The sequence below is a fragment of the Gordonia sp. NPDC003504 genome (assembly GCF_053587995.1).
Genome location: NZ_JBSFPC010000002.1, coordinates 587,219 through 612,282 on the forward strand (window position 1 = coordinate 587,219; position 25,064 = coordinate 612,282).

Here is a 25,064-nt window from a genome sequence, read left to right on the forward strand (position 1 = left end):
GCCCCGGGAGATGCCCGTGGGCGCGGCCGCCGCCGGTCAGGCCCGCTTGAGGTCGGGGTTCTCCGCGTAGACCTCCTTGATCAGCGACATGTCGAAGATCTGGTCGGCGGTGAGGGTGTAGCCCGCCTTGGCCAGCGCCTCGATGTTCTGGTCGATGAGCGCGTCGGTCATGGTCAGCAGGCCGTTTGCCTTGGTGTCGGCGGAGACGACGAGACCGTTCTGTGCGGTGGCCTCCTTGGTCTGCTCGGCCTCGTCGAGTCCGAGGTCCTTGCCGTACTTGGTGACGGCGAGTTTCGCCGATCCGGCCGGGTCGGCGACGGCGTCGTACCAGCCCGCGATGTCGGCCTTGAGGAAGGCCTTCACCTTGTCGCGTTCGTTGTCGATGGTTTCCTGCCGGACCACCAGCGTCTCGGCCACCAGCGGCAGGTTGAAATCGGCGAACAGGAAGTTGGTATTGGCAAAACCGGACTCCGCCAACGTGATCGGCTCGTTGGTGACGTAGGCGACCCATCCGTCGACCTCACCCTTGGTCAGCGGCGTCGGGTCGTACTGGACGGTGATCTTCTGGACGTCGGCCTCGGTCATCCCGTTGGCGGTGAGCAGCGCCTTGAAGACGTTCTCGTTGGATGCCTGCACACCGATCTTCTTGCCGGCCATCTGCTGTGGCGTGGTGATCGGCGCGCCGGCCGAGGAGACGATGCAGAAGGGGTTCTTCTGGAAGGTCGCCGCGACGGTCTTGAGGGCGGCGCCCTGCAGGATGACCGGCGCGGTGAGCTGCGGGGCGGTCATCCCGATCCACACCTTGTTCGACGTCAGGCCGGTCTCCACGCCGGTTCCGGCGCCGCCGCCGGTGAGCAGTTCGGGGGTGCCGAGTCCTGCCTGTTCGAAGTACCCCTTCTCCAAAGCCCAGTATTCACCGGCGAATTCGATGTTCTTCTGCCAGGAGAGTTGCACCTTGGGGTTGGTCGACGAGGCGCCCCCGGTGTCGGAACTGCCGCTGCTGCAGGCCGAGAGGGCCCCTGTGACACCCAGTGCCCCGGCCGCACCGCCCGCCATCAGGGAGTAGCGCAGGAACGATCGGCGATCGAAACCCCGGGCGGGCGTGTGGTGTTGTGTCATTGTTCCTTCTCCCCTCCCGGCGGACGTCGGTGATCCGCCGAGTATTCTCCGGTTGTCTGTTCTCCGGTGTCAGCGAGAGCGCCGTTGCCCTGCATGGTTTTTCGTATCGCCCACCGTCGTGGTCATCTCAGGCCGGCGTCATTCCCATCTGGCTCAGCACGACGGTCTCGATCACGCCGACGATGGCGTAGATGACGATCGACGACACCGTGATCACCAGCACCGAGGCCCACAGTTCGTCGTAAGCCGCGGCCGGAAGTGCTTGCTGCAGAGTTGCTCCCAGCCCCTTATTGGTGGCCAGCCACTCGGCGACGGTGGCACCGATGATGGCACCGGGCACCGACACCTTGGCAGCGCTGAACAGCGACGGCACCGCCGACGGGATCGCCGAGACGCGCAACGCGGTCCAGCGACCTCCGCCGTAGACGGCCACCACGTCGTCGAGGTGTTTGGGAGCGGCGGCCAATCCGGTCATGATCATCACCAGGGCGGGGAAGAACACCACGATTCCGCCCATCACCGCCACCACCGCCACACCGCGTCCGACGATCATGGTGATCAGTGGGGTCATCGCGACGAGGGGCACCGACCGCAGCAGCATCGCGATCGGCATGAAGGTCTGCGCCGCGGGCCGCGACACCACGAACACCGCGGCCACCACCAGCGCCGCGATCATTCCGGTGACGAATCCGATTGCGGAGTCCTGCAACGTGATCCAGAGGTTATCGGTGATCTGTTGGCGGTTCTGCCCGGCGTCGGGATCAGTGAACAGGTAGGCGAGAACGTCACTCGGGGTGCGGCCGATGATCGGCCCGATGTCGGGGAAGGCGAGCAGGAATAGCCACCAGATCACCAGGATCAGCACGAACGACAGGACCAGCGATCCGAGGAACTTCGCGATCGTCCACAGACTCGATGCGCCGACACTCATCGCGTCACCGCCGTCCCGGTGGACCACCGGGTGACGAATCGCGCGATCACCGCGATGATCGCGTACCCGATGCCTGCGACCACGCCGCACAGCAGCGCGATCGCCCACACCTGTGGGATGTCACCGGCCTGCTGGGCGATGATCATCGCGGGCCCGGCACCCTGCTCGGGCATCGCCAGGAACTCGCCGAGAACCGCACCCAGCACCGCCGCGGGTGCCGAGATCTTGAGCGCGGCAAGCGTATTGGGAAGGGCGGCCACGGACCGCACGAACCATAGCTGGGCGAATCGTCCGCCCCCGTACACCCGTACGAGGTCGAGGCTGCCCCGGTGCGGTGACCGCAGGCCGGACAGCGTGCCGATCATGGTGGTGAAGAACACCGAGATCGCGGCGAGGAACACGATCATCGTCTGCACCTCGGCGAAGGCCACCTGGATGATCGGCGCGACCGCGATGATCGGCGTGCAGTAGGAGATGATGGCCAGCTGTGTCGCGAGCCCCTCGACGGGCGGGATGATGATCACCAACAACGCCAATGCGATGGCCAGCCCGTTGCCCCACAGGAATCCGCGGAAGGCCAGCGAGATGGTGGCCGAGAAGTTGTCGACGTAGAACTGCAGTCCCCGATCCCCGATGGCGGCCAGGACCGCCCAGGGCGTCGGGATGGTGCCGTTGAACCATTCGAGGGCACCGGCGAGCCACCAGAGGCCGATGAGTCCGACGATCCCGATGGCACCGGCGGCCCACCGGTCGGGTGCCAGCCGACCCCAGCGGCCGGTCGCGGCCTGCCCGACGACCGCGCTACTCATGCGCGGCCCCTGCGGTTATGGCGGTCTCGCCGGCACCGGTGTCACCGCCGGCGGGCTTGGCCCCAAACAACAGACCGGACAAATGGTCGTGCAGCGCATGGAATTCGGGGGTGCGCATCATCTCGGGGGTGCGTGGGCGCGGCAGGTCGATCGGCACCATCTCGATCACCCGACCGGGCCGCGGACTCATCACCGCGACGACGTCGGACAGGAAGACCGCCTCGGCGATACCGTGGGTGACCATCAGCGTGGTGGCCGGCTTCTCCGTCCAGATCCGCAGCAGTTCGATATTGAGACGCTGACGGGTCATGTCGTCGAGCGCACCGAACGGTTCGTCGAGCAGAAGCGCGGTCGGGCGCACCACCAGGGCGCGCGCGATGGACACACGCTGACGCATCCCGCCCGACAGCATCGCCGGTTTGGCCTTCTCGAATCCGGTGAGACCGACGAGCTCGATCAGGTCGGCCACCAGCGCGTCGTCCTTGGGCATACGGCCCACCTGCAGCGGCAGTTTGATGTTGGATTCGACCGATCGCCACGGCAGCAGGGCGGAATCCTGGAAGGCGATCCCGAGCTGATGGTTGCGTTGCAGCTCCGACGGCGACTGACCGTTCATCAGGACGGTGCCGGTGGTGGCGTCGTCGAGTCCGGCGAGGATGCGCAGCACCGTCGATTTGCCGCACCCCGACGGTCCGAGCAGCGACAGGAACGCCCCCTCGGAGGTCTGCAGGGACATCTCAGACAATGCGGTGACCGAACTCGATCCGCGGATCGAGCGGGTGGCGAATGTCTTCGTCAGACCGGTGATGTCGAGACCGGTACCGAGTGGACGCGCCGGAACTGGGGCCATGCGAGGCCACGCTAGAAGGTCGGTATTGCCCCTTTATTACCGTTGAGTAACCCGAGGCGCTTCGCGGTGAACATCGCGATGCCCGAGCGACACCGACTACCGCGGCACCGGACTGCGCATCGCGAGCCCGATCCGGGCGACCATCGCGTCCACCGCGAACTTCGGTTTGACGTTGACCTCCAACGCTTCCCGGCAGTCCAGCACGGCCTCCACGCAGCGCAGCAGCTGTTCGGGGCTCGCATAGGCGGCCATCGGCCGGGTGATGTCGTCGGTCTTGTCCGGGTGCATCGCGGTCACCCCGGCGCCCATGGAGATCACCAGCGCATCCCGGTAGAGCGCCGCGAGGTCGACCAGCGCACGGTCGAGGACGTCGCGCCCCACCCGGGTGGCCCGTGACTTCTGCCGCTTCTCCAGCTCCTTGAGCGCACCCGCGCTGCCGCGCGGGGCCCGGGCGGTCCCCTTGCCGGTGCCACCGGCACCCAATGCGGTCTTGAGTTCTTCGGTCTCGGCCTCGTCGAGTTCGGCGCTGATCGCCTTGGCCGCCGTCTCCGCCGACCGGACGAGGTCCTCGGCGGCCTTGTAGGCCGTCGCATCTCGCGTGGCCGCACGGGCGATCCCCAACGCCGATTCGCGTTGCGCACGCGCGTCGGCGTCGGTGGCGAGCCGCTTCGCGCGGCCGATGTGACCGCCGCACACCGCGGCCGCCCACGACGCGGCCGGCGGGTCGATGCCGTCACGGTCGATGAGGACCCGTTCGATGTCGGCGGTCGACGGCGTCGCAAGCGGCACGTGTCGGCAGCGCGAGCGCAGGGTCACCGAGATGTCCTCGGGATCGACCGACGGCGCACACAGCAGGAACACCGTCCGCGACGGCGGCTCCTCGACCACCTTCAGCAGGGCGTTGGCGGCCTGCTCGGTGAGCCGGTCGGCGTCCTCGACGATGACGATCTGCCAACGGCCGGTGCCCGGGCGCCGAGAGGCCACCTGAACGATCTCGCGCATCGAGTCCACCGACAGGCTCAATCCCTGCGGGACGATGTTGCGGACGTCGGCGTGGGTCTGGGCCATCACCGTCGTACACGCACGACATTCGCCGCAGCCGACGACGTCCGGGTCCTGGCATTGCAGGGCGGCCGCGAAACACGTCGCGGCCACCGACCGGCCGCTGCCGGGCGGCCCGGTGAACAACCAGGCATGGGTCATCGACGCACGCGCACCCGCATCCAGGGCGGCGTCGGCGCCCGCGTCCGCCTCGTCCGAGAACATCGACACCGACCCCATCGCCGCCTCGTCGAGGCGGTTCGCCAGCCCGCGGGCAGCGCGCGCTGCGTCGGTCAGGTCGGCGACCACGGCCGACTGTCCGATCATGCGGTCAAAGACATTTGTCACAGCAGCCAGCCTAAACCGCAGCTGGGACAGTACTGTCCCGGCCAATCGCGTTTAACAATTGCAAGCAGCCAGCTACCGTGGTTGACGTGGTGCAACGTCGGTCATGGCTGTCCAAGGCCATTCACACGGGGAAATGGCTGGTCCACACCCCGTGGCCGATCCTTGCCCTCGACATGCTGCGCGCCAACCTCGTCGGCGCCCTGTTCACCTTCGCATTCCTGCGGTTCGGCATGCCGGCCAGCGACTCGTTCCGGCTCGACGAGATCACCGCCGTCAACCAGGCGATCTTCGCGGTGTACCTGGTGGTGGCGATGATCGTCGGGGCCCTGCTGAGCATCCAGTTGTCGCTGCCGGTGCTCATCTGGCATCGGCGACGCACCCGGTTGGACAACGAAGGGGCACGACGCCGCGCCCTCCAGCTGCCGATGCTGCTGTCGGCGGTGAACGTCGGCATGTGGTTGATCGGCGGCGTCCTGTTCACCGTGGTAAACCTCACCGTCTCGCGGCGCGATGCGTTCATCGTCGCGATGGCCAGTGTCATCGGCGCCCTGGTGACCTGCGTTCTGAGCTTCCTGCAGTTCGAGAAGGTGCTGCGCCCGATCACCGTCGCCGCGATGGCCAACAATCCCGACAACGCGATCGCCCCCGGCGTCACCACCCGCATCACCGTCTTCTGGGTGATCAGCGTCGTCGCCCCGACGGCCGTCATCGTCGGCCTGATCACGATGCAGCGACTGCACTTCATCGAGACCGATGCGACCGGGCTGCTCCGACCCATCCTGTGGATGGCGCTGGCCTCGCTGGCATTCAGTGTGCTCGCGATCTTCCGGGTGGTCGCGGCGATCAACGATCCGATCAAACAGTTGCGGCGCGCGCAGGCGAAGGTTTCCGCGGGCGACCTGAACGCCGCGGTGAAGATCTACGACGGCTCCGACCTCGGGCTGCTGCAGGCCGGGTTCAACGACATGGTCGCCGACCTGCGCGAACGGCAGCAATTGCGCAACCTGTTCGGCCGATACGTCGGCGAGGACGTGGCCCGCCGCGCCATCGAGACCGGTACCGAACTCGGAGGCGAGGAACGCTACGTCGGCGTCCTGTTCGTCGACATCGTCGGTTCGACCCGGCTGGCCGTCAACCGGCCACCTCGCGAGGTGGTCGACCTGCTCAACGAGTTCTTCCGGGTGGTGGTGGCCGTCGTCGGCCGCCACGGCGGGTTCGTCAACAAGTTCCAGGGTGATGCGGCGCTGGCCATCTTCGGTGCCCCGCTCGACCTCGAAGACTTCGCCGGCCGAGCGTTGGCGTCGGCGCGGGAACTGCGCGCCGAACTCTACGAGACCCTCGGCGACACCGACATCGGCATCGGGGTGTCGGCGGGCAAGGCGATCGCCGGCCACATCGGGTCGGAGCAGCGACTGGAGTACACGGTGATCGGCGACCCCGTCAATGAGGCCGCCCGGCTCACCGAACTCGCCAAGGATGAACCGGCCCGCGTGCTCGGTTCGGCGCGTGCGGTGTTCCTCGCCTCCCAGGGCGAGGCCGAGCACTGGGAGATCGGCGAGGGCGTCGAACTGCGCGGACGCGGTATCGAGACGCTGCTGGCGCGACCGCTCGTGGAGACGCCGCAGCAGTAGCGGCACGTGCAGCGATAAGGCCGGTCTGTTCCGGGCAGCCGGCTCGGTCAGCCGTCGGCCGGGGGCGTCTTCTGGGCGGCCGTCTTCTTGGCCGTCGTCTTTTTCGCCGTCGTTTTCTTGGCCGCCGTCTTTTTCGCAGCGGTCTTCTTGGCGGCGGTCTTCTTGGCCGGGGCCTTCTTCGCGGCGGCCTTCTTGGTGGTGCGCTTCTTGGCCGGACCGCGGGCGCGACGATCGGCGAGCAGCTCCATGGCACGTTCGACGGTGATGGTGCCGACCTCGTCGCCCTTGCGCAGGCTCGCGTTGGTCTCGCCGTCGGTGACGTACGGGCCGAAGCGGCCGTCCTTGATCACCATCGGCTTGCCGGACACCTCGTCGTTGCGCTCCAGATCACGCAGCGGCGGCGCGGCGGCCTGCCGACCGCGACGCTTGGGCTCGGCGTAGATCTTGAGTGCGTCCTCGAGGGTGACGGTGAAGAGCTGATCCTCGCTGGTCAGTGACCGCGAGTCGGTGCCCTTCTTCAGGTACGGCCCGTACCGGCCGTTCTGCGCGGTGATCTCGTCACCGGATTCCGGGTCGGTTCCGACCACCCGCGGCAGCGACAGCAGCTTCAGTGCATCCTCGAGCGTGACGGTGGCGACGTCCATCGTCTTGAACAGCGAGCCGGTCCGCGGCTTGGGGCCGGCGGCCTTCTTCGCGGTCTTGCGAGCCGTCTTCTTGGCGGCGGTCTTGGTGGCCGTGGTGGTCGAGGCGCCACCCCCGGTCGGGGTCTCGTCGAGCGGGACCACGTCGCCGTCGGCGGCACCACCGTCGCGAGGGGTCGGGCCGGCCGGGATGGTGGCCGGCGCGCCCGACGATCCCCCGTCACCGTCGTCCCCGTCGTCGTCGCTGGGCAGGATCTCGGTGACGTACGGGCCGAAACGTCCTTCCTTGACCACGATTTCGTGGCCGGAGGCCGGATCGACGCCGAGCACGCGACCCTCCTGCGGGGTCGAGAAGAGCTTCTCGGCCACCGCGAGGGTCAGTTCGTCGGGGGTCATGTCGGCGGGCAGATTGGCGCGCTGCAGATCCGGTTCGGCGTCGGGGCTTGCGGCGACATTGCGCTCGAGGTACGGCCCGAAGCGGCCCACCCGGACGTACACCGGACGTCCCTGCTCGTCGTCGAACAGCCGGATCGAGTTGACCTCGCGGGCGTCGATCTCCTCGAGGTTGACCCCGACGAGCTTCTTCAGCCCACCGTGCTTGGCGATCTCGGAGTTCGCGATTTCTGAATCATGTTGTCCCCCAGCCGCATCGTCACCGAAGTAGAACTCGGTGAGCCAGCGGGTGCGGTTCTCCTGACCGCTGGCGATCTGGTCCAGATCGTCCTCGAGGGAGGCGGTGAAGTCGTAGTCGACGAGACTCTCGAAGTAGGCCTCGAGCAGTCCGACCACCGCGAACGCGACCCAGGACGGAACCAGCGCGTTGCCCTTCTTGAGGACGTAACCGCGGTCCTGGATGGTGCCGATGATCGACGCGTACGTCGACGGCCGGCCGATGCCGAGTTCCTCGAGCACCTTGACCAGCGAGGCCTCGGTGTAGCGGGCCGGCGGGTTGGTGGTGTGCCCGTCGGCGGAGGGCTCGGTTGCGGTGAGCGCCTGACCTTCTCGCAGTTGCGGCAGCCGGTTCTCGGCGTCGTCGGCCTGGCCGCCGGCCTGATCGTCGACGGTTTCGACGTAAGCAGACAGGAAGCCCGGGAAGGTGATGGTACGGCCCGACGCCGCGAAGGTGGCGACCTCACCGCTGGTCGCGGTGCCGCTGATGCGCAGGCTCAGGGTGGTGCCCTTGGCGTCGGCCATCTGGCTGGCCACGGTGCGCTGCCAGATCAGTTCGTACAGACGGAATTCGTCGGTCTCGAGCTGCCCGGCGACCTGTCCGGGGGTCCGGAAACTCTCACCGGCCGGCCGGATCGCCTCGTGGGCTTCCTGGGCGTTCTTGACCTTTCGCGTGTACTGACGCGGAGTCGGATGAACGAAGTTGTCGCCGTACAGATCTCGTGCCTGTGCGCGGGCCGCGTTGATCGCCGACTCGCTGAGCGTGGTCGAGTCGGTACGCATGTAGGTGATGAAGCCGTTCTCGTACAACCGCTGCGCGATACGCATCGTGCGGTCGGAGGAGAAGCGCAGCTTGCGGCCGGCCTCCTGCTGCAGCGTCGAGGTCATGAACGGCGCATACGGACGACGCGTGTAGGGCTTTTCCTCGACGGAGGTGACCTGCATCGCCGCGTTGTCGAGGGCTGCGGCCAATGCGGTCGCACGCTGCTGGTCGAGGACAACCACACCGTCGGTCTTCTTCAGCACGCCCTTGGGGGTGAAGTCACGACCGGTGGCCACGCGGGCGTCGTCGACGGAGACCAGGCGCGCGGTGAAGGTGCGCGGGGTCGAGTCGGAGTCGGCACCGGTGTCCATGGTGGCGTCGATGTCCCAGTACTCCGCCGACACGAACGCCATCCGCTCACGTTCACGTTCGACGATGATGCGGGTGGCCACCGACTGCACGCGGCCCGCCGACAGCCTCGGCATGACCTTCTTCCACAGCACCGGGGACACCTCGTAGCCGTACAGGCGGTCGAGGATGCGGCGGGTCTCCTGCGCGTCGACGAGATCGATGTCGAGGTCGCGCGGGCTCTCGGCGGCGGCGCGGATCGCCGGTTCGGTGATCTCGTGGAAGACCATCCGCTTGACCGGGATCTTCGGCTTGAGCGTCTCGAGGAGATGCCAGGCGATCGCCTCCCCCTCGCGGTCACCGTCGGTGGCGAGGTAGAGCTCGTCGACGTCCTTCATCAGGGACTTGAGTTCGGTGACGGTCGATTTCTTGTCCGGCGAGACGACGTAGAGCGGCTCGAAGTTGTCGTCGACGTTGACGCCCAGGCGCGCCCACGGCTGACCCTTGTACTTCGCGGGCACGTCGGCCGCGCCGCGGGGCAGGTCGCGGATGTGACCGCGGGAGGACTCGACCACGTAGTTCGACCCGAGGTACCCGGCGATCTTGCGCGCCTTGGTGGGCGACTCGACGATCACGAGTCGTCGGATCGCCTTCCCGCTCGTGGGGGTCGTGGTGCTGGTCTCGGCCAACGCGGGTCCTTCGCTTTCGAACTGTTCGCTTCGGTGGGTGTCGCCGGCGGGTGTCGTCGGTGGGTGTCGCCATGGGGGCGGTCACCTGCACTGTAGAAGAAAACCGTTCTGGTATCCGTCAGTGGGGTTTGTACCTTATTAATAGCGTCAATTGCACATCCGAATTCCCGCAGGGGCACGTCGGACATTCCGAATGAACGGCCTTGGGGCCGAAAATCCGCTGGTCAGACTACATTGGGCGGTTCGGTCACACCGACGACGACGCGGCCGACATCGGCGCGATCCGTCACCGATCCGTGACCTGACCGGGGCAGTCAGTACGGGTCGCCGGGCCAGTCGCCGGCCGATGCCCCCGCGGGTCCGCGGCCGACGTATTCGGCCAGTCGGGCCAGCCGGCGGGGCCCCGACACCCGCAACGCCGGGGTGTTGATGCGGGTCCCGACCAGTGTCGGGGCGATACCGACCCGCATGAGCGCGGTGGCCAGTACCGCGTGGGAGTCCGGGCAGTGCGGGTCCAGTCCGAGCAGATACTGACCGTGATCACCGTGTCCGGTGGCCAGTGCCCAGAACCGCAGCGCCCGGGGTGAGGGAACCCAGCCGACCGGCATCGTCTTGACCGCCCCGGTCGACCACGCGCGGTGCAACACGTCGAGGTCGTGGCAAACCGAGGTGCGCGCGATCGGCGAGCCCTCGTCCGAAGTGATCGATTCGGCGTCGAGTCCGGTGCTGCGCATCTCCTCGACGATCGCGTCGGCACGCCAGTGCGCACCGACGACCACCGACACCCGGGTACCCGACCGCGTCGACGCCGTCTGGCCCCAACCGGCGAGCAGACCCGCGAGATCGGCCACCACCGGCTCATCGGTCTCGGCTGAGAAGAACGCCAACTGGCCCACACCACCGACATTACTGCCCGGACACGAAAAACCGCTCCCGGCCTGATATCAGGACGGGAGCGGTTTTTGAGAAGCCTGTTCGCGTCTCCGCGAGATCGGCTCAGACGGCGCGGACGCCCGTCGCCTGCGGGCCCTTGGTGCCCTGTCCGACCTCGAACTCAACGCGCTGGTTCTCTTCGAGGGTGCGGAAACCGGATCCCTGGATCTCGGAGTAGTGGACGAACACGTCGTCGGACCCCTCGTCAGGAGCGATGAAGCCGAAGCCCTTCTCCGCGTTGAACCACTTCACAGTTCCCTGTGCCATTACTGCATTCCTTTACATCATGCCAACTGTCAAGTACGGGGTGGCCCCGTACCGTGGCCGGTCTGACCGCCATACCTCGAAGAAGCCCCGCCGGATGGGTGGACACCACCCACGTAGGAGTAAAACTCAGTACCACGGCTGCAACCCGATTCCCCCGAACACCGCAGTGACGATGTACCGAGAGAAGCTGCGGCCGCACATAGTCAATCATGTTCGGGGCGTCAGCGATAGTCGCAGTAACCACGACGAATGAAAATGTGGACGATTTCGAGCAGATGGAATCTGTCGGTAACATCTGAACAGACCCCGCGCCAGTGAGGAACATATCGATCCGGTCTCGAATCCCCGTCCGACAGCGAAACTCTGCGACGTCGACGAGGTGCGGACACGACCCCGATGCACGCTCTATGACTTTGCACACCTACGGAACCGAACTGTTGCGCCGCTGCCTCGCCGGTACCGAAACGGACTCTGGTCCTCTCACTCATCTATCCGTCATCCCCTCGCGCGCACCAACTTTCGCCGAGTGGCCGGAGTGGGTCGCCGACGAGGTCCGATCGGCGTTCGCCGCCCACGGCATCGAGCGGCCATGGGCACATCAGGTGCAGGCCGCCGAACACGCCCACGCCGGGCGGCATGTGGCCATCTCCACCGGCACCGCATCGGGAAAATCCTTGGCGTATCAACTGCCGATCCTGACCGCAATGCTCGACGAACCGCGCGCCACCGCCCTCTACCTCGCTCCCACAAAGGCATTGGGCACCGACCAGATCCGGGCGGTCTCCGCGGTCACCGCCGGCCGGGCCGCCTTCTCCCATCTCGCGCCGTGCGCCTACGACGGCGACACCGATACCGAGATCCGGCACTGGGCCCGGACCCATTCCCGGTGGATCTTCACCAACCCCGACATGCTGCATCTGGGCATCCTCACCGGCGTCCTGGCGCGGGGCACACCGACGGCAGCCGGGCCCGTCCACGGCCAGTGGCGCCAGTTCTTCCGCCACCTGCGCTACATCGTGATCGACGAATGTCACCACTACCGAGGCGTGTTCGGGTCGCACACCGCCCTGGTGTTGCGACGCCTGCTGCGTCTGGCACGGGCGTGCGGGTCTGATCCGACTGTGATCGCGGCCAGTGCGACGGTCGCCGATCCGGGCGCCGCATTGTCCCGGCTCATCGGCGAACCGGCCGTCGTCGTGACGCAGGACTGTTCGCCGCGCGGCGAACGCACCGTCGCACTGTGGGAACCGGACTTCCTGCCCGGCATCTCCGGCGAGAACGACGCACCGGTACGACGCTCCGCGGGAGCCGAATCCTCGCGACTGCTGGCCGATTTCGTGATCGACGGGGCGCGGACCCTGTGCTTCCACCGCAGCCGCCGCGGAGTGGAGATCGCCGCCCTCGGTGCACGAAAGCTGTTGTCGCACAGTGCGCCCGAACTGGTGGACAAGGTCGCCGCCTACCGGGCCGGTTACCTCGCCGACGACCGGCGCCGCCTCGAGGCGGCGATCTCGGCGGGCGACCTCGTCGGCGTGGCCACCACCAACGCCCTCGAGCTCGGCGTGGACATCAGCGGCCTGGACGCGGTCATCATCGCCGGATATCCGGGCACCGTCGCATCCTTCTGGCAGCAGGCCGGCCGGGCCGGACGCCAACGCACCTCCGGCGACGCCCTGGTCGTGCTGATCGCCCGCGACGATCCCCTCGACACCTACCTTGTCCACCACCCGCAGGCCCTGCTCGGCACCCCGGTGGAGGCACCGGTCATCGATCCGACCAATCCCTTCATCCTCGGACCGCATCTGCTGTGCGCCGCCACCGAATACCCGTTGCAGGACAACGAGATCGAACGCTGGGGTGCGCACGACGCGGTCGCCGAGCTCGCCGCACAGGGGTTGCTGCGCCGCCGCGCGGCCGGCTGGTATCCGGCGCCCGGGGTGGATCCGCACGGCGACATCGACATCCGCGGCGGGATCGGCGGACAGATCCTCATCGTCGACGCGACGACGTCGGAACTGCTCGGCACCGTCGACGCCGGACGGGCCCCGGCGACCGTGCATCCGGGCGCGGTGCACATCCATCAGGGACGCACCTTCGTCGTCGACGAACTCGCCCTCGACGACGGCCTCGCACTGGCCCACCCGGAGGAACCCGACTGGACGACGTCGGCGCGCGAGACCACCGCGATCACCATCACCGACACGCTCTCGCAGGAGTCATTCGGACCGCTGCGGACCGCACTCGTCGACGTCGACGTCACCCACCAGGTGGTCGGCTACCTGCGGACGCTGCTGTCCGGGGAGGTCCTCGACGCGGTGGAACTGGACATGCCGCCCCAGACACTGCACACCCGCGCGGTGATGTACACCCTCGACCCCGAGGCCCTGGAGGACGTCGGCGTCGACGCCACCCGCCTGCCGGGCTCCTTGCACGCCGCCGAACATGCGGCCATCGGGCTGCTGCCGCTCGTCGCCACGTGTGATCGCTGGGATATCGGCGGACTGTCGACCAACCTGCATCCCGACACCGGATTACCGACTGTCTTCGTCTACGACGGGTACCTGGGCGGCGCGGGCTTCGCCGAACGCGGATTCGGTGCGTTCGCCACCTGGATCGCCGCCACCCGCCACGCCGTGGCCGGGTGCGGATGCGAGTCGGGATGCCCCTCCTGCGTGCAGTCCCCCAAGTGCGGCAACGGCAACGACCCGTTGGACAAGGCCGGTGCGATCGCGACCCTGACGTTGATCGGCCGGCTGCTGCAGTCGCCGGACTGAGCCCATCCCCACCGATATGCGCTGTTCAGCGGATGTTCCGGGACACCGGCAGCACCGATTGACGATCCCTTGTGGATGCACGCACGATTGCGAATTCCGATGTGTGGCGGGACTACCCGCGAGTTCTCGGTGATACTGGTCGAATGCACGACAGGGATTCGGGGCGGAGCACACCGTCGCGGACCATCCTGCGGGCGCGCCCGGTGTACTACCTCCTGGCCCGCCCGACGCAAGAGCCGGATAGTCTGCCGCCGACGATCGGCGAGAGCGACGTGTTCTTCTCCGAGGACGAGGCCCTCGACGCACTCGACATCCACTACGCCTGGACCGCCGTTCGTCACGACGACAGCGAATTCGTCGAATCCGCGCACTGGTATCTGCAGAGCGCGATGGTCGGCCCCCGCATCAGCCCGTCGCTGGGCGAGGTGTACCTGGCGACCGTCGACGAGCAGAGCGGTGAGACGTGGGCAGCGGCCGGCGGATTCCTCACCGAGGGTGAGGTGGTCCACTGGGCGCCGTTCGTCGCGGCGGTCCGCCCGCGCATCCGCACCGCCGTCGGCGACGCCGCGCTCGAGCTCGCCTACCGCGGCGACACATCGGTGTACTTCGGGCAGGTCTGGTTCGCGCCCATGCATTCAGTACGGGTGTACCCGAAACGCATCGTGGTGGGCGACGAAGCGCACGGGTGAGGGGCGCACGGGGGAGGAGCTTCTGGTTTCAGGCGCCGCACTCGAGTGACCGGCCGTACCGATCGCTGCACCAGGCGACCGTGTTCGTCGCATCCCCGAAGCCCGTCATGGCCAGGTAGCGCACGCCGTCGCCGTCGGTCTGCAGGGTTGCGCTGTACGTCGCGCCCGCGTACATGGATCCGCCGCTGCCGGACCCGACCGATGACTGTTGACTCACCAAGGTGATCGCGATGCCCGATCCCGAGCCACGCCAGGTGACCGTCCAGGTCTCGCCGTTGGACGCACCACTGAACACCTCCATGGTGCCGTTGCCGTCGGGATTGAGCGTCATCTGCCGGGTGTGGCCGATCCAGTCACCGGCGTAGGCGGCGGTGTCGACGGCGGGGGTGGTCGCGGTCTGCGTGGCATTGCCACCCCCGCCGGTCGGGGTCTGGGCGGCCGGTGTCGGGGTGATCGTCGTCGGGGGGCCGCCGCCGGGTGGAACGATGACGGTGGCGGTTTCGGTGACCACGACGACCGGCGACGCCGACCCCGCCGATGCCGAATCGGTGCCGGAGTGGCAGGCGGTCAGCGCCACGATCAGCGCCGGGACCATCCCGATGGTGACGACGACGGGGCGCCGCGTGGGACGTCGTGGGAGCGCGGAGAACATGCGGCCCAGTGTCGCAGTGCCGGGAGCGACGGTGCACGCGAAGTGCCGCGGATTCCTTCCACCGGACGAATCGTCGTGGCGACGGGCGGGGCGTCACGGGCCGGGACGTCGTCGCATGGCCGAATGACCGCGTTCTCGGGCACAATGACCGCTCATGAACGTCGGTGAGGGTGCCCCGCCGAGCGCGGGTTGGAGAACGCTCGCACGGCCCGCCTGGGTGGACCGATCACCCCGGTCGTACTGGTACACCGTCGCCGGTATCAGCTTCGGCGCGTTGATGGTTCAGCTCGATTCGAGCATCGTCACACTCGCCTTGCCGACCCTGCAGCGCTCGTTCGACGCCTCCCTCGCCTCTGTGCAGTGGGTGTCGGTGGCCTACGTGCTGACGGTGGTCGCGCTGGTCGCGCCGTGCGCCCGGCTCGGCGACGGCCTGGGCCGCAAGACGCTCTACCTCTACGGGTATGCGGTGTTCACGGTGAGTTCACTGCTCTGCAGTGTCGCACCGGACCTGGTGTCCCTCATCGCCTTTCGTATCCTGCAGGGTACCGGCGGCGCGGCGATCGCCGGCAATGCGATCGCCATGGTCACCGAGAACATGCCCAAGGACAAACTCCGCGACGGGCTCGCCGTCCAGGCGGCCATGCAGTCGGCGGGCCTGGCGCTGGGACCGATGTGCGGCGGATTCCTCGTCGACGCCTTCGGCTGGCGGTCGATCTTCTGGGTCAACGTGCCGATCGGGCTTCTCGCGCTGGGCTCGGCCTTCATCCTCCTCCCGCCGGGACCGGCCCGTCGCCGCATGCCCCGATTCGACTGGCCCGGAACACTTCTACTCGGCCTGGTCGCCGTCGGCCTGCTGATCGGATTGTCCGGACTCTCCGGCCTCCCCCTGGGCCTGGCCGCCTCCCTCACGTTGCTGGCGAGTCCCCTGCTCACCGTTCCGGCGTTCTGGCATCGGGAGAAGCATGCCGCCGCCCCACTGATCGATCCGCCGACGATGCGCACCCCGCAGATCGCCATCGGCGCGTTCGGCGCCCTGGTGAGCTACCTCCTGCTGATCGCTCCCACCGTGCTCGTCCCCCAGATCCTGGTTCCCCTGGGCAGATCGGTGAGCGAGACCGGCGTGATCCTGTTCTCGATGCCCGCGGGATTCCTGGTGGCCACCGTCGCGTCGACCGTGTGGTTGCACGCATGGGTCGGCAACACGACGCGCACCGCGGTGGCGTGTGTGGTGATGCTCGGGGCGCTGGCCGCGTTGGCGACCCATCCGATCGAGCTCGGCTGGATCGTCCCCGCGCTGGTCGCACTCGGCGTCGGACTCGGCGTGTTCGTGCCCGCCAACAACGCCGCCGTCATGTCGGCGGCCACCGCACGCGGCACCGGGACCGCCGGGTCACTGATCTCGATGTTCCGCAACGTCGGCGTCGCGATCGGCGTGGCCGTCGTGACGCTCACCCTGCACATCGCCGGACACGACAGCCGCGCCGACGCCACCGATCCGACCGGCCCGGCGCACGCCGACCTGCTCGACGGCGCCCGGGCGGCCTGGCTGGTGCTGCTCGCGTTCGGGCTGGTGGCGGCACTGATCACCGCGGCGTCGGCCGTCGCCGCCAGACGTGGCGCGTCAGCGGCTGCCCGGTGACACCGACGCAGGCCCGCCCTCAACCCACCGGACCGGCACGCGCGGCGGCCCCGGCCTCCCGGGACCCGAACACGCCCAACTCGATCGGGACCACCACCTCCACCACCACATCACCTCCTCGGACACTGCACATCCTCAGCTGCGCGCCGCTTCGCTGATCGGCGATCACCTCACGTGCCGACGCACACGGATCGGCGGCGGCGCCCACCTGATCGACGGCGGCGGCCAGGGCCGCGAGGTCGGCGGCGGACTGGGCGCGGTGCCGTGCGACGACCGACGCCCCGACGTGGACGACCATCAGCAGCACCGTCAGCACGGCCAGGATCACCCCGGCCGCCACCACCGTCGCATAGCCGTCCTCGTCGGCGACGACACCGGCGCCGAGCCCACCACGCCGCGATGCCGCCGTCACGGTGCAACCCCGGTCACGGAGCAACCCCGGGTGCGAACTCCACCTGATCGGAGCCGTCGGGCTCCGGCACGGCCACCGCGCGGGCGGTCATCGACACGCCCGGCAGCATCGGCACGCCGTCGGTGACCTCGACGACGATCCGGACATCGGTCGTGGTCACCGAGATCCGCGCATCGCCACCGACCAGATCCGTTGCCGCCGAACGTGCCTGCGCATCTCCGGAGGCGGTGAGTCGTGCCACCTCGCGAGCGGCGTCGGTGCACCGGATCTCGGTGACGACCGCACCGATGACCCCGAGGCCCAGGATCAGTATCGCGATGATCGCCGAGATCCCGTACGCCGCTTCGACCGTCACCATCCCGGACTCCCCGGTGATCAGACGCCGCGGCCACCGGCGTCGAATTCTGCTTTCCTGCAGAGACATTCAGTTCACCGACGTGGACAACGCCTTGTTGATGATGCCGGTCAACGCCGAGACGATGTCACCTCCGGTGACGACGGTGTACAGGATCGCACCGAAGGCCGCCGCAGCCACGGTGCCGATGGCGTATTCGGCGGTGCTCATCGCGTCGTCCTCGCTGATCAGGCGCAGCGTCCGAACGGTGATCCAGTCACGGGTCTGACGGTATCTGCGGTGAGATGACATGGGGTGGTCCCTTCGATCGTCGGGTTGATTCACGGGATTGGACGCACCGCAGGGCGCCACGGTTCCACGAATCCCCGAGAAATTTCGGAGCACACCGAGTAATTCTCTACCGCACCGTCATTCGGGGCCGGCGGTGATGGTCAGCCAGATGATCCGGGCCTGCGCCGCGGCCACCGCCGCGTCACCCGAGGTGTCGTCCCCGACCGCCATGATGTGCTGGGTCGCGGCGCGCTCCACCATCCAGGTGATGGCGGCGACCGATTCCCGGGTGACCACCGGATCGACCCGGCCGGCCGCCTGCCAGTGGGCGACCTTCCCGTATGCGAAGTCGACGAACACCCCGATCCGGCCGTGGTAGAACTCCGCCACCTCGGGGTCGTACGCGGCGACCTCGGCGACCGCACGCATCAGCGGCCAGTGTCCTCGGGTCTCGGCGATCATCGCGGCGACCGCCGACTCCACGCCCGCGACGCCGGCATCGAGTGATGCGTCGTCGGCGAACCACGATGCCGGGGCGGCGAACAGTTTCGCCGACGCCACCTCGGCCACCTGGATCAGCAGGTGACTCTTGTTGGGAAAGTACTGATAGAAGTTGGTGCGCGACATGCCCGAGTGCTCCGCGATCCGTTGCACCGGGAGTTCGGTGAATCGTTCGCCGGAGCTCAACAGCTCTTCCACGGCGTCGAGGACGCGGCGGGTGATCTCGGCCCGGCGGCGGGGTCCGTGCCCGCTGTGTGTTCTCGTCACCGAGCCCATGCCGAGATCCTACCGCCCGCCTTGACACATGCGATACGCAGGGATAACGTCGCCTGACACTGTGTCGGACTGCATGTCGGGGGTCGACGGAGAGGAACATCGATGGACTCTGCCGTCGAGCAGTTCGACGCAGTTGTCGTCGGCGCGCGGATCGCCGGATCGGCCACCGCCACCGCCCTCGCCGAGCGCGGACTTCGGGTGCTGGCCATCGACTCCGCCCGGTTCCCGTCCGACACCCTGTCCACCCATCTGCTGTGGCCGACGACGATGGCCGAGATCGCCGCACTCGGCGCGTTACCTGCTGTCACCGCGATCGGCGCCCCGCGGATGCCGCTGGCGCAGGCCTCGCTCGGCGACCTCGGTTGGCAGACGCCCTATTCACCGGTGTCCGGTATCGACTATGCGATGTGTGTGCGCCGCACCCACCTCGACCGTGCCCTCGTCGACACCGCACGCGCGGCCGGCGCGGAGATCCGGGAACGTTGCAGCGCAACCGATCTCGTGTGGGACGGCGGTCGGGTGGCCGGGCTCGTCTACACCGACGACGACGGCGCGGTGCACGAGGTGCGTGCCCCCGTCGTCATCGGCGCGGACGGACGCAAGAGTCTCGTCGCCACCCTCGTCGGTGCAGCGAGGCCCACCCTCGTCGCACCCAGCGGACGGGCGTGCTACTACGCCTACTGGTCCGACGATCGAGATGACTTGCGGCACATAGCCTCGCAGTGGCGCGTCGACCGCCTGCTGGGCACCGCCTTTCCGTGTGACGGCGGGGATCTGCTGTGCCTGCTGCAGCCTCCGATCGACCTGATCCCCGAGTTCCGCGGACGCCGGGCCCACGACGCCTATCTGCGTGGCATCGAGGCGCTGCCCGGGTTGGCACGTCGACTGCAGGGCTGCGAACTGCGCTCGAGTGTGCGCTCGTGTGTGGGCATCGAATCCTACTTCCGCCGATCGAGCGGACCGGGCTGGGCGCTGCCCGGCGACGCCGGACACTTCAAGGATCCGGTGACCGCCCAGGGCATTCGCGACGGCCTGCACTACGGTCGGCTGCTCGGCGAGTACCTCGCACCGGTGCTGGCCGGGCGTGACGGCGTCGATCCGGCGGCCCTCGACCGGGCGACCGGCATGTGGTCATGACGACGCGAATGGGAATGCGTCGAGGTCTATCAGTGGACCAACTTCCTGGCCTCCGGCCCTGCCACCGCCCCCTCGAAAACGAGTTGTACCGCCGGGCCGGTGCGGACATCGGCTACACGTCAATTCTCGCCGACATCTACAACCGGGCCCGCCGACCCGCGGAGATGATGCCCGTCGCGGCCCTGGCCGCGTCGGTCGCACGTGCACTGCGACGCCCCGACGTGACCCCCGGTGAGGTCGGGACCGATCCAACGATTCCAGCAGCAGCGCATGCTCGGCGAGTGCCGGGAGAAACGTCGATTCCCTTCTCAAGGCCCGGTCAGATCCCGCCGAGGGTCTGCGCGGCGAGCCCGACGACGACCGGCACGATACCCAGGCACACGAAGGCCGGCAGGAAGCATAGGCCCAACGGTCCGCTGATCATGACGCCGGCGCGTTCAGCGCGGGCCAGGGCATCGTCATTCGCCCGACGCCGCACGGTCAGGGCGAGGTCGGTGACCCCCTGCGAGAGCGCAGAACCGGCCCGCGCCGATCGCCGCGCCAGGGTGGCGAGTTCGTCGAAACATGTCATGGCGGACTCATTGCGCCGATGCCGCCACCATCGGCGATCGGCTCGGGAGGTGGATGCGGGTGCCCACGCCTGCTGGGGATCGGCTCCGAGGGAAAGCAGTTCGGCCGCTCCGGCCAGTGGGCGCGCCAAACCGGTCGGGGCACTTTGTGCGGCAACCCGGACCGACACCGCGACGGGTAACCCCGCACGCAGACAGACCGCGAGCAGATCCAGTGTCGCCGCGACTGCGAAGGGATCGTCGGGGCGCGTGACGACGCCGAGCCACCGGGGCTCACGGTTGCGCACCGGCATGTCGGTGACCCGGTAGAGGACCCATCGACGCTCCGGCCAGCACCAGCACGCACCGGCGAGACACAGCATCACCATCGTGGTCATCGGGTGATCACCTTGTCGGAGATCCGTTCCGACCACACCAGCCCGGCGGCCACCAACGACGCACCGACCACCAGCAACACCCCGCCGACCCCACCGCCGGTCAGGATCTGCACCGGACGCGCACCCGTGGCCTGTCCCAACGCAATACCCAGCAACGGCAGCACCGCGAGAACCGATGCCGTCGCCCGGGGACCGGCCAGTCCGGCACGGGTGCGATCGTCAAACCCGCGGCGCTCCACCAGATCTGCGCGGACCGAGTCCAGCAGTTCGGCCAGGGGTAGTCCGTATCGGTCCGCGGTCTGCCAGGCGATCGCGATCCGGCTCCACGACTCGTCATCGGTACCCGCATCGGCGTCGACGACGATGGTGCCGCCGAGTTCGGCACGTCCGGCGAGCACCGACAACGCCGCCGCGACGGTGCTCGTACCGTCGTTTCCCGTCGACATCTCTTGTGCGGCAACTGAACATGCTCGTGCCGGTGGTGCGCCGACCGAAAGTTCGGCGATCATCAGCGTCAGCGCCGTGAGAAGTTCGTCGCGGTGGTGCGCACGCTCGGCGATCCTGCGCCGATGTCGCGACAGCCACCATGCCACCCCGGCCACGATGCCCGCCGCGATCGCCGGCGCGGCACCGCCGATCACCGCCACGGCACCCATGCCGGGCATCATGATCGGCCACCGCGCGAGGCCGGGCACCGACGACCGCGACGCGAGTCGGATGCGTTGCAGTCGGTGTGCAGCGCGAGGGCGACCCGTCCACAGGACCGCGCACGCGAGCGCGAGAAGTACCGGCGTCATCGGCGTGCCATCACTCCGCGGAGCTGTGGGTGAAACTCGGTGATCCCGCTGCCGGACAGCCAGACCGGGACGATCGTGACAAGTCCGTCGGTCTCCCGATGCAGCATCCCGATCTCCGCGATACCCCGGGTGCCGTCCGCGCGTCGGGAGACGCCGATGACGACGTCCACCGCGGCACCGAGCTGGCTGTGCAGTGCCGCGCGCCCCATTCCGCCCAGTGCCGCAAGCGCTTCCATCCGTGCGGGCACCTCGGCGGTCGAATTGGCGTGCAGCGTACCGCCACTGCCGTCGTGCCCGGTGTTGAGTGCGGTGAGCAGGTCGATCACCTCCGCACCACGCACCTCACCGACGATGATCCGGTCCGGCCGCATCCGCAACGCCTGCCGCACCAGCGCCCGCACCGGGACCTCGCCGGCACCTTCGACATTCGCGGTTCGCGCGACCAGCCGGACCACATGCGGATGTGTCGGTGTCAGTTCCAGGGCGTCCTCGACGCAGACGATCCGCTCGGTATCGGCCATCTGCTCGATGAGCGCGCCGAGCAGGGTCGTCTTACCCGACCCCGTTCCGCCGACGATGAGGAAGGACAGCCGCGCGTCGAGGATGCCGCGGAGCAGATCGGCAGCTTCGGCGGGGATGGCGTCGGCGGCGACGAGTGCATCGAATCCCATACTGGCGGTGCGTAACACCCGCAGCGACAGGCAGGTTCCGTCGGCCGAGAGCGGTGGGATCATCGCGTGCAGCCGCACCGTGTAACCACGGCGGCCCAGGCTCGACAGCTGCCCGTCGACCCACGGTTGCGCGTCGTCGAGGCGTCGACCGGCACTCAGTGCCAGACGCCCGGCGAGGCGTCGCACCGCGGCATCGTCGTCGAATCGAATATCGGTGCGCGCCAGCCCCGTTCCGCGGTCGACCCACACCCGGTCCGGCCCGACGACGAGGATGTCGGTGATGTCGGGCTCGGCGAGGAGTTCCTCGAGGCGCCCCGCGCCGGTCAGTTCGGTCTGCAGGTAACGCAGCACCGCGAGCAGGTCGGTGTCACCGAGCACCCCGCCGGATTCGGCACGGATCGCGTCGGCGATGACCGCAGCGGTCACCTCGGCCTTCTCGGCGGCGAGCCGGGTACGCACCCGATCGAGGAGCGCCTCGTCGGCGTGTGCCGCCCTCATGCGACCGACCGATCACCGGCCGCGGGTGGCGGGGCGGACCGACCGGCGACGGCGGTTCGGACGCCGGGACCCGACGCCGGCCCGTGGTCGGCGACAGTGACGGCGCGATACACCGCCGTCGCCGCCCGCCCCAGCGGGCTACGCGAACCCGGTTGCAGCCGTCCGATTTCCACGCGTCCGGGCAGTCTCGGATCCGGACGGAAGGCCGCGAGGAGCGGCAGACCGACGGCGTCGGCGATCTGCGCGGGCCGCAGACCGCCCGGCGACGGCCCGCGGATCACCAGCCCCACCTCGGCGGCATCGCCGAGAAGTCGGTCGGCCACCCGGCGGGCCGCGGCGCACCCGGACACCGTCGGAGCGGCGACGAGGACCACCAGATCCACCGATTCGACAACGCCGCGCACGATGTCGGTATCGGTGCGTGGCAGGTCGACGACCACCAGATCGCCGTGGGCGCGGCCGGCATCGACGGTGGCGAGCACCGCGTCGGGGGTCAACGGCGCACCGTCGTCGCGGCGACCGGTGAGCACCGAAAGGCGGTCGTCGGCCTTCGGCAACGCATGACGCAGCGCCTGACCGTTGACCGCGCCAGCCTCGATCGCGAGGTCCTGCCAGCGCAGGCCCGGCCGGTCCTCGATGCCGAGCAGCAGATCGACACCGCCGCCGAACTCGTCGACGTCGAGGAGCAGCACCTCCTCGCCCGCGTCGCCGGCGGCGAGGGCGACCGCGGCGGCCAGCACCGAAGCCCCGGCTCCACCGTGGGCGGCCATCAGCGCGATGGCGCCGGCGGTGGCCTGACGCGGGGTGCGCAATTCGGTCAGTCGTCGGACCAGGTGGGACTCGTCGGCGGGAAGGAGCGCGGCATCACCGGCGCCGAGATCCATGGCCGCTCGCCATGTGGTCGCCGCCGGCGGCGTGTCGGCGACGAGCAGCACACCGGGCCGTCGCGGGACGGCGGTGTTGCCGAGCACGGCCACCGCCGACGGATCGACGACGACCGCGCGAGCCCGCAGCCACTCGGCGCGGCACCGTTGCGGGTCGGCCACGACGAGGTGGTAACCGGCGGCGGCGGCGCATCGGGCAACGTCGTCGCACAGGGCGGGATCGACGAGGGCCAGCAGGGAGTCGGACATGGCGTCATGGTGACCGAATCCCGGGCCCACGCCGGGGACCCGGACGGATTGACGCACTGATCTGTGGAGACCGCGCTGACTGTGCACAGCCACTGGGGGTTACTCGGGGAAACGTGCCTCAGATAGAGGACGACCCCGGCCAGGGGGGGAGGAGGCCGGGGTCATCGCGTTTCAGCCCCGGGGGGTCGGGCTGAAAGGCACCGGTCCGAAGACCGGCTACCACCGACTATACACCCTCGATCGCTGCCCGCAAGCACAATCGAGAGCCGACACAACCGCGCATTTTCATCTCACTGCCTGCGGGTTTACCAACCCCAAACGGGCTTTACCAACCCGAACGGGCACTGCATCGACCGCAACGCGCGAGATAACCGAAGTCGACTTATGGCGTCGCCGAGAGTCGTATCATCCGACGATGAGCGATGGCCGCCCACCCACGCCCGGGCCGGACGTCGCAGCCTTCTTCGATCTAGACAAAACGGTCATCGCCAAGTCGTCCATCCTCGCCTTCAGCCGCGAGTTCTTCCACGGCGGACTACTCGACACCCGAACCCTGATGAAGTCGGTCTTCAACCAACTCACCTTCGCCCTCTCCCCGGCTGACGCCGACCACGTCGAACGCCTGCGGCGCCACGTCACCACCATGTGCCGCGGATGGGATGCGACCCAGGTGCAGCGGATCGTGGCCGAATCGCTCGACGAAGTCGTCACTCCGCTGATCTACGCCGGCGCCGCCGAACTCATCGCGTTGCACCACGATCAGGGTCACGACGTCGTCCTGGTGTCCGCATCCGGCCACGACATCGTCGAACCCATCGGCGCACTGCTCGGCGTCGACCACGTCCGAGCCAGCGAGATGCGCGTCGACGACGACGGTCACTACACGGGTGAACTGACCTACTACTGCTACGGGGAGGAGAAGCGCTCGGCGATCGAGAGCGTGGCCGCCGAATACGGCTACGATCTCGACAAAAGCTACGCCTTCACCGACTCGATCACCGACGTCCCGATGCTCGAATCCGTCGGCCACCCGCGCGTCGTCAACCCCGATCGAGCACTACGCCGGCAGGCCGAGAACCACGGCTGGCCGATCTACGACTTCGCGCTCGAGACCGAACCGTCGGCGGCATCCGCCGCGGCGCCGGCCCTCGCGGCGGCACTCGTCGTCGGCGTCGGAGCGGCCGTCGGCTACGGGATGGGAGTGCGCCGAACGACTTCCCGGTAGCCGCCTCGGCACCCGGAAGTTGTTGCGTACCAGCATGAACCGCAGGTTAC

The 25,064-nt window shown here is 68.4% G+C and carries 23 protein-coding genes; 6 read left to right on the forward strand and 17 right to left on the reverse strand.

The annotated features are described in order from the left end of the window. Window positions 1-36: 36 nt before the first annotated feature. From ACWDPV_RS06975 to ACWDPV_RS06995, 5 genes are all read right to left on the reverse strand, one after another. Entirely contained in the window at window positions 37-1,119 is a 1,083-nt protein-coding gene (locus ACWDPV_RS06975) for an ABC transporter substrate-binding protein (RefSeq protein WP_449742312.1), read from the reverse strand. Window positions 1,120-1,246: 127 nt separating this feature from the next. Then, the gene (locus tag ACWDPV_RS06980) at window positions 1,247-2,050 is read right to left on the reverse strand and encodes an ABC transporter permease (RefSeq protein WP_348805302.1); all 804 of its coding nucleotides are present in this window, start codon (window positions 2,048-2,050) and stop codon (window positions 1,247-1,249) included. Next, window positions 2,047-2,859, reverse strand: a complete 813-nt coding sequence (locus ACWDPV_RS06985) for an ABC transporter permease (protein ID WP_449742313.1) — start codon at window positions 2,857-2,859, stop codon at window positions 2,047-2,049. Before ACWDPV_RS06985 ends, ACWDPV_RS06980 begins: the two co-directional genes overlap by 4 nt. Further along, window positions 2,852-3,709: an ABC transporter ATP-binding protein gene (locus ACWDPV_RS06990; protein ID WP_348805304.1), complete on the reverse strand. Its 858-nt coding sequence runs from the start codon at window positions 3,707-3,709 to the stop codon at window positions 2,852-2,854. Before ACWDPV_RS06990 ends, ACWDPV_RS06985 begins: the two co-directional genes overlap by 8 nt. Before the next feature lie 96 nt (window positions 3,710-3,805). Continuing rightward, entirely contained in the window at window positions 3,806-5,098 is a 1,293-nt protein-coding gene (locus ACWDPV_RS06995; protein WP_449742314.1) for a DNA polymerase III subunit delta', read from the reverse strand. A gap of 173 nt (window positions 5,099-5,271) precedes the next feature. Here ACWDPV_RS06995 and ACWDPV_RS07000 point away from each other — a divergent pair, with 173 nt between their 5' ends. Beyond that, the gene (locus ACWDPV_RS07000; RefSeq protein WP_449742449.1) at window positions 5,272-6,729 is read left to right on the forward strand and encodes an adenylate/guanylate cyclase domain-containing protein; all 1,458 of its coding nucleotides are present in this window, start codon (window positions 5,272-5,274) and stop codon (window positions 6,727-6,729) included. A 47-nt stretch (window positions 6,730-6,776) separates the two neighbouring features. Here ACWDPV_RS07000 and topA read toward each other — a convergent pair whose 3' ends face one another. The 3 genes from topA to ACWDPV_RS07015 all read right to left on the reverse strand — a co-directional run bounded on the left by topA (window position 6,777) and on the right by ACWDPV_RS07015 (window position 11,039). After that, window positions 6,777-9,839 (reverse strand): type I DNA topoisomerase, encoded by a 3,063-nt coding sequence (gene topA / locus ACWDPV_RS07005; RefSeq protein ID WP_348805306.1) that lies wholly within the window; start codon window positions 9,837-9,839, stop codon window positions 6,777-6,779. 314 nt (window positions 9,840-10,153) lie between these two features. Further along, entirely contained in the window at window positions 10,154-10,735 is a 582-nt protein-coding gene (locus tag ACWDPV_RS07010) for a hypothetical protein (RefSeq protein ID WP_449742315.1), read from the reverse strand. A gap of 100 nt (window positions 10,736-10,835) precedes the next feature. After that, window positions 10,836-11,039: a cold-shock protein gene (locus ACWDPV_RS07015; RefSeq protein WP_004022110.1), complete on the reverse strand. Its 204-nt coding sequence runs from the start codon at window positions 11,037-11,039 to the stop codon at window positions 10,836-10,838. Window positions 11,040-11,446: 407 nt separating this feature from the next. Between ACWDPV_RS07015 and ACWDPV_RS07020 the strand changes: the two genes are divergently transcribed. Then, window positions 11,447-13,813 (forward strand): DEAD/DEAH box helicase, encoded by a 2,367-nt coding sequence (locus ACWDPV_RS07020; RefSeq protein WP_449742316.1) that lies wholly within the window; start codon window positions 11,447-11,449, stop codon window positions 13,811-13,813. A gap of 143 nt (window positions 13,814-13,956) precedes the next feature. Next, on the forward strand, window positions 13,957-14,502 hold the full coding sequence (locus ACWDPV_RS07025) for a hypothetical protein (RefSeq protein ID WP_449742317.1): 546 nt from the start codon (window positions 13,957-13,959) through the stop codon (window positions 14,500-14,502). A 28-nt stretch (window positions 14,503-14,530) separates the two neighbouring features. Here the strand turns inward: ACWDPV_RS07025 and ACWDPV_RS07030 are convergent, their stop codons facing one another. Beyond that, complete coding sequence (locus tag ACWDPV_RS07030; RefSeq protein ID WP_449742318.1) at window positions 14,531-15,154, reverse strand: hypothetical protein; 624 nt, start codon at window positions 15,152-15,154, stop codon at window positions 14,531-14,533. A 154-nt stretch (window positions 15,155-15,308) separates the two neighbouring features. On the opposite strand from ACWDPV_RS07030, the gene ACWDPV_RS07035 reads away from it, so the two are divergent. Further along, on the forward strand, window positions 15,309-16,793 hold the full coding sequence (locus tag ACWDPV_RS07035; protein WP_449742319.1) for an MFS transporter: 1,485 nt from the start codon (window positions 15,309-15,311) through the stop codon (window positions 16,791-16,793). Between the two features lie 19 nt (window positions 16,794-16,812). Here the strand turns inward: ACWDPV_RS07035 and ACWDPV_RS07040 are convergent, their stop codons facing one another. The 4 genes from ACWDPV_RS07040 to ACWDPV_RS07055 form a co-directional block, all read right to left on the reverse strand. Then, window positions 16,813-17,205, reverse strand: coding sequence for an Rv3654c family TadE-like protein (locus ACWDPV_RS07040; protein ID WP_449742320.1), 393 nt, complete (start codon window positions 17,203-17,205; stop codon window positions 16,813-16,815). Window positions 17,206-17,218: 13 nt separating this feature from the next. Beyond that, window positions 17,219-17,563, reverse strand: a complete 345-nt coding sequence (locus ACWDPV_RS07045) for a TadE family type IV pilus minor pilin (RefSeq protein ID WP_348805313.1) — start codon at window positions 17,561-17,563, stop codon at window positions 17,219-17,221. A gap of 66 nt (window positions 17,564-17,629) precedes the next feature. Next, complete coding sequence (locus tag ACWDPV_RS07050; RefSeq protein WP_449742321.1) at window positions 17,630-17,851, reverse strand: DUF4244 domain-containing protein; 222 nt, start codon at window positions 17,849-17,851, stop codon at window positions 17,630-17,632. A 117-nt stretch (window positions 17,852-17,968) separates the two neighbouring features. Next, a complete protein-coding gene (locus ACWDPV_RS07055; protein ID WP_449742322.1) occupies window positions 17,969-18,607 on the reverse strand; it encodes a TetR/AcrR family transcriptional regulator in 639 nt (212 codons plus the stop codon). 102 nt (window positions 18,608-18,709) lie between these two features. On the opposite strand from ACWDPV_RS07055, the gene ACWDPV_RS07060 reads away from it, so the two are divergent. Continuing rightward, window positions 18,710-19,744: an NAD(P)/FAD-dependent oxidoreductase gene (locus ACWDPV_RS07060; RefSeq protein WP_449742323.1), complete on the forward strand. Its 1,035-nt coding sequence runs from the start codon at window positions 18,710-18,712 to the stop codon at window positions 19,742-19,744. Window positions 19,745-20,063: 319 nt separating this feature from the next. Here ACWDPV_RS07060 and ACWDPV_RS07065 read toward each other — a convergent pair whose 3' ends face one another. From ACWDPV_RS07065 to ssd, 4 genes are read right to left on the reverse strand one after another with little or no spacing between them, the layout of a single operon-like run. Beyond that, window positions 20,064-20,690, reverse strand: coding sequence for a type II secretion system F family protein (locus ACWDPV_RS07065; RefSeq protein WP_449742324.1), 627 nt, complete (start codon window positions 20,688-20,690; stop codon window positions 20,064-20,066). Then, window positions 20,687-21,487, reverse strand: a complete 801-nt coding sequence (locus tag ACWDPV_RS07070; RefSeq protein ID WP_449742325.1) for a type II secretion system F family protein — start codon at window positions 21,485-21,487, stop codon at window positions 20,687-20,689. The genes ACWDPV_RS07065 and ACWDPV_RS07070 overlap by 4 nt, the downstream gene beginning before the upstream one ends. Next, window positions 21,484-22,656 carry a TadA family conjugal transfer-associated ATPase gene (locus ACWDPV_RS07075; protein WP_449742326.1) on the reverse strand — a complete coding sequence of 391 codons (1,173 nt, stop codon included), beginning with the start codon at window positions 22,654-22,656 and terminating at the stop codon, window positions 21,484-21,486. Before ACWDPV_RS07075 ends, ACWDPV_RS07070 begins: the two co-directional genes overlap by 4 nt. Then, window positions 22,653-23,789 carry a septum site-determining protein Ssd gene (gene ssd, locus ACWDPV_RS07080; protein ID WP_449742327.1) on the reverse strand — a complete coding sequence of 379 codons (1,137 nt, stop codon included), beginning with the start codon at window positions 23,787-23,789 and terminating at the stop codon, window positions 22,653-22,655. The genes ACWDPV_RS07075 and ssd overlap by 4 nt, the downstream gene beginning before the upstream one ends. A gap of 415 nt (window positions 23,790-24,204) precedes the next feature. Here ssd and ACWDPV_RS07085 point away from each other — a divergent pair, with 415 nt between their 5' ends. After that, a complete protein-coding gene (locus tag ACWDPV_RS07085) occupies window positions 24,205-25,014 on the forward strand; it encodes an HAD family hydrolase (protein ID WP_449742328.1) in 810 nt (269 codons plus the stop codon). Window positions 25,015-25,064: the final 50 nt, after the last annotated feature.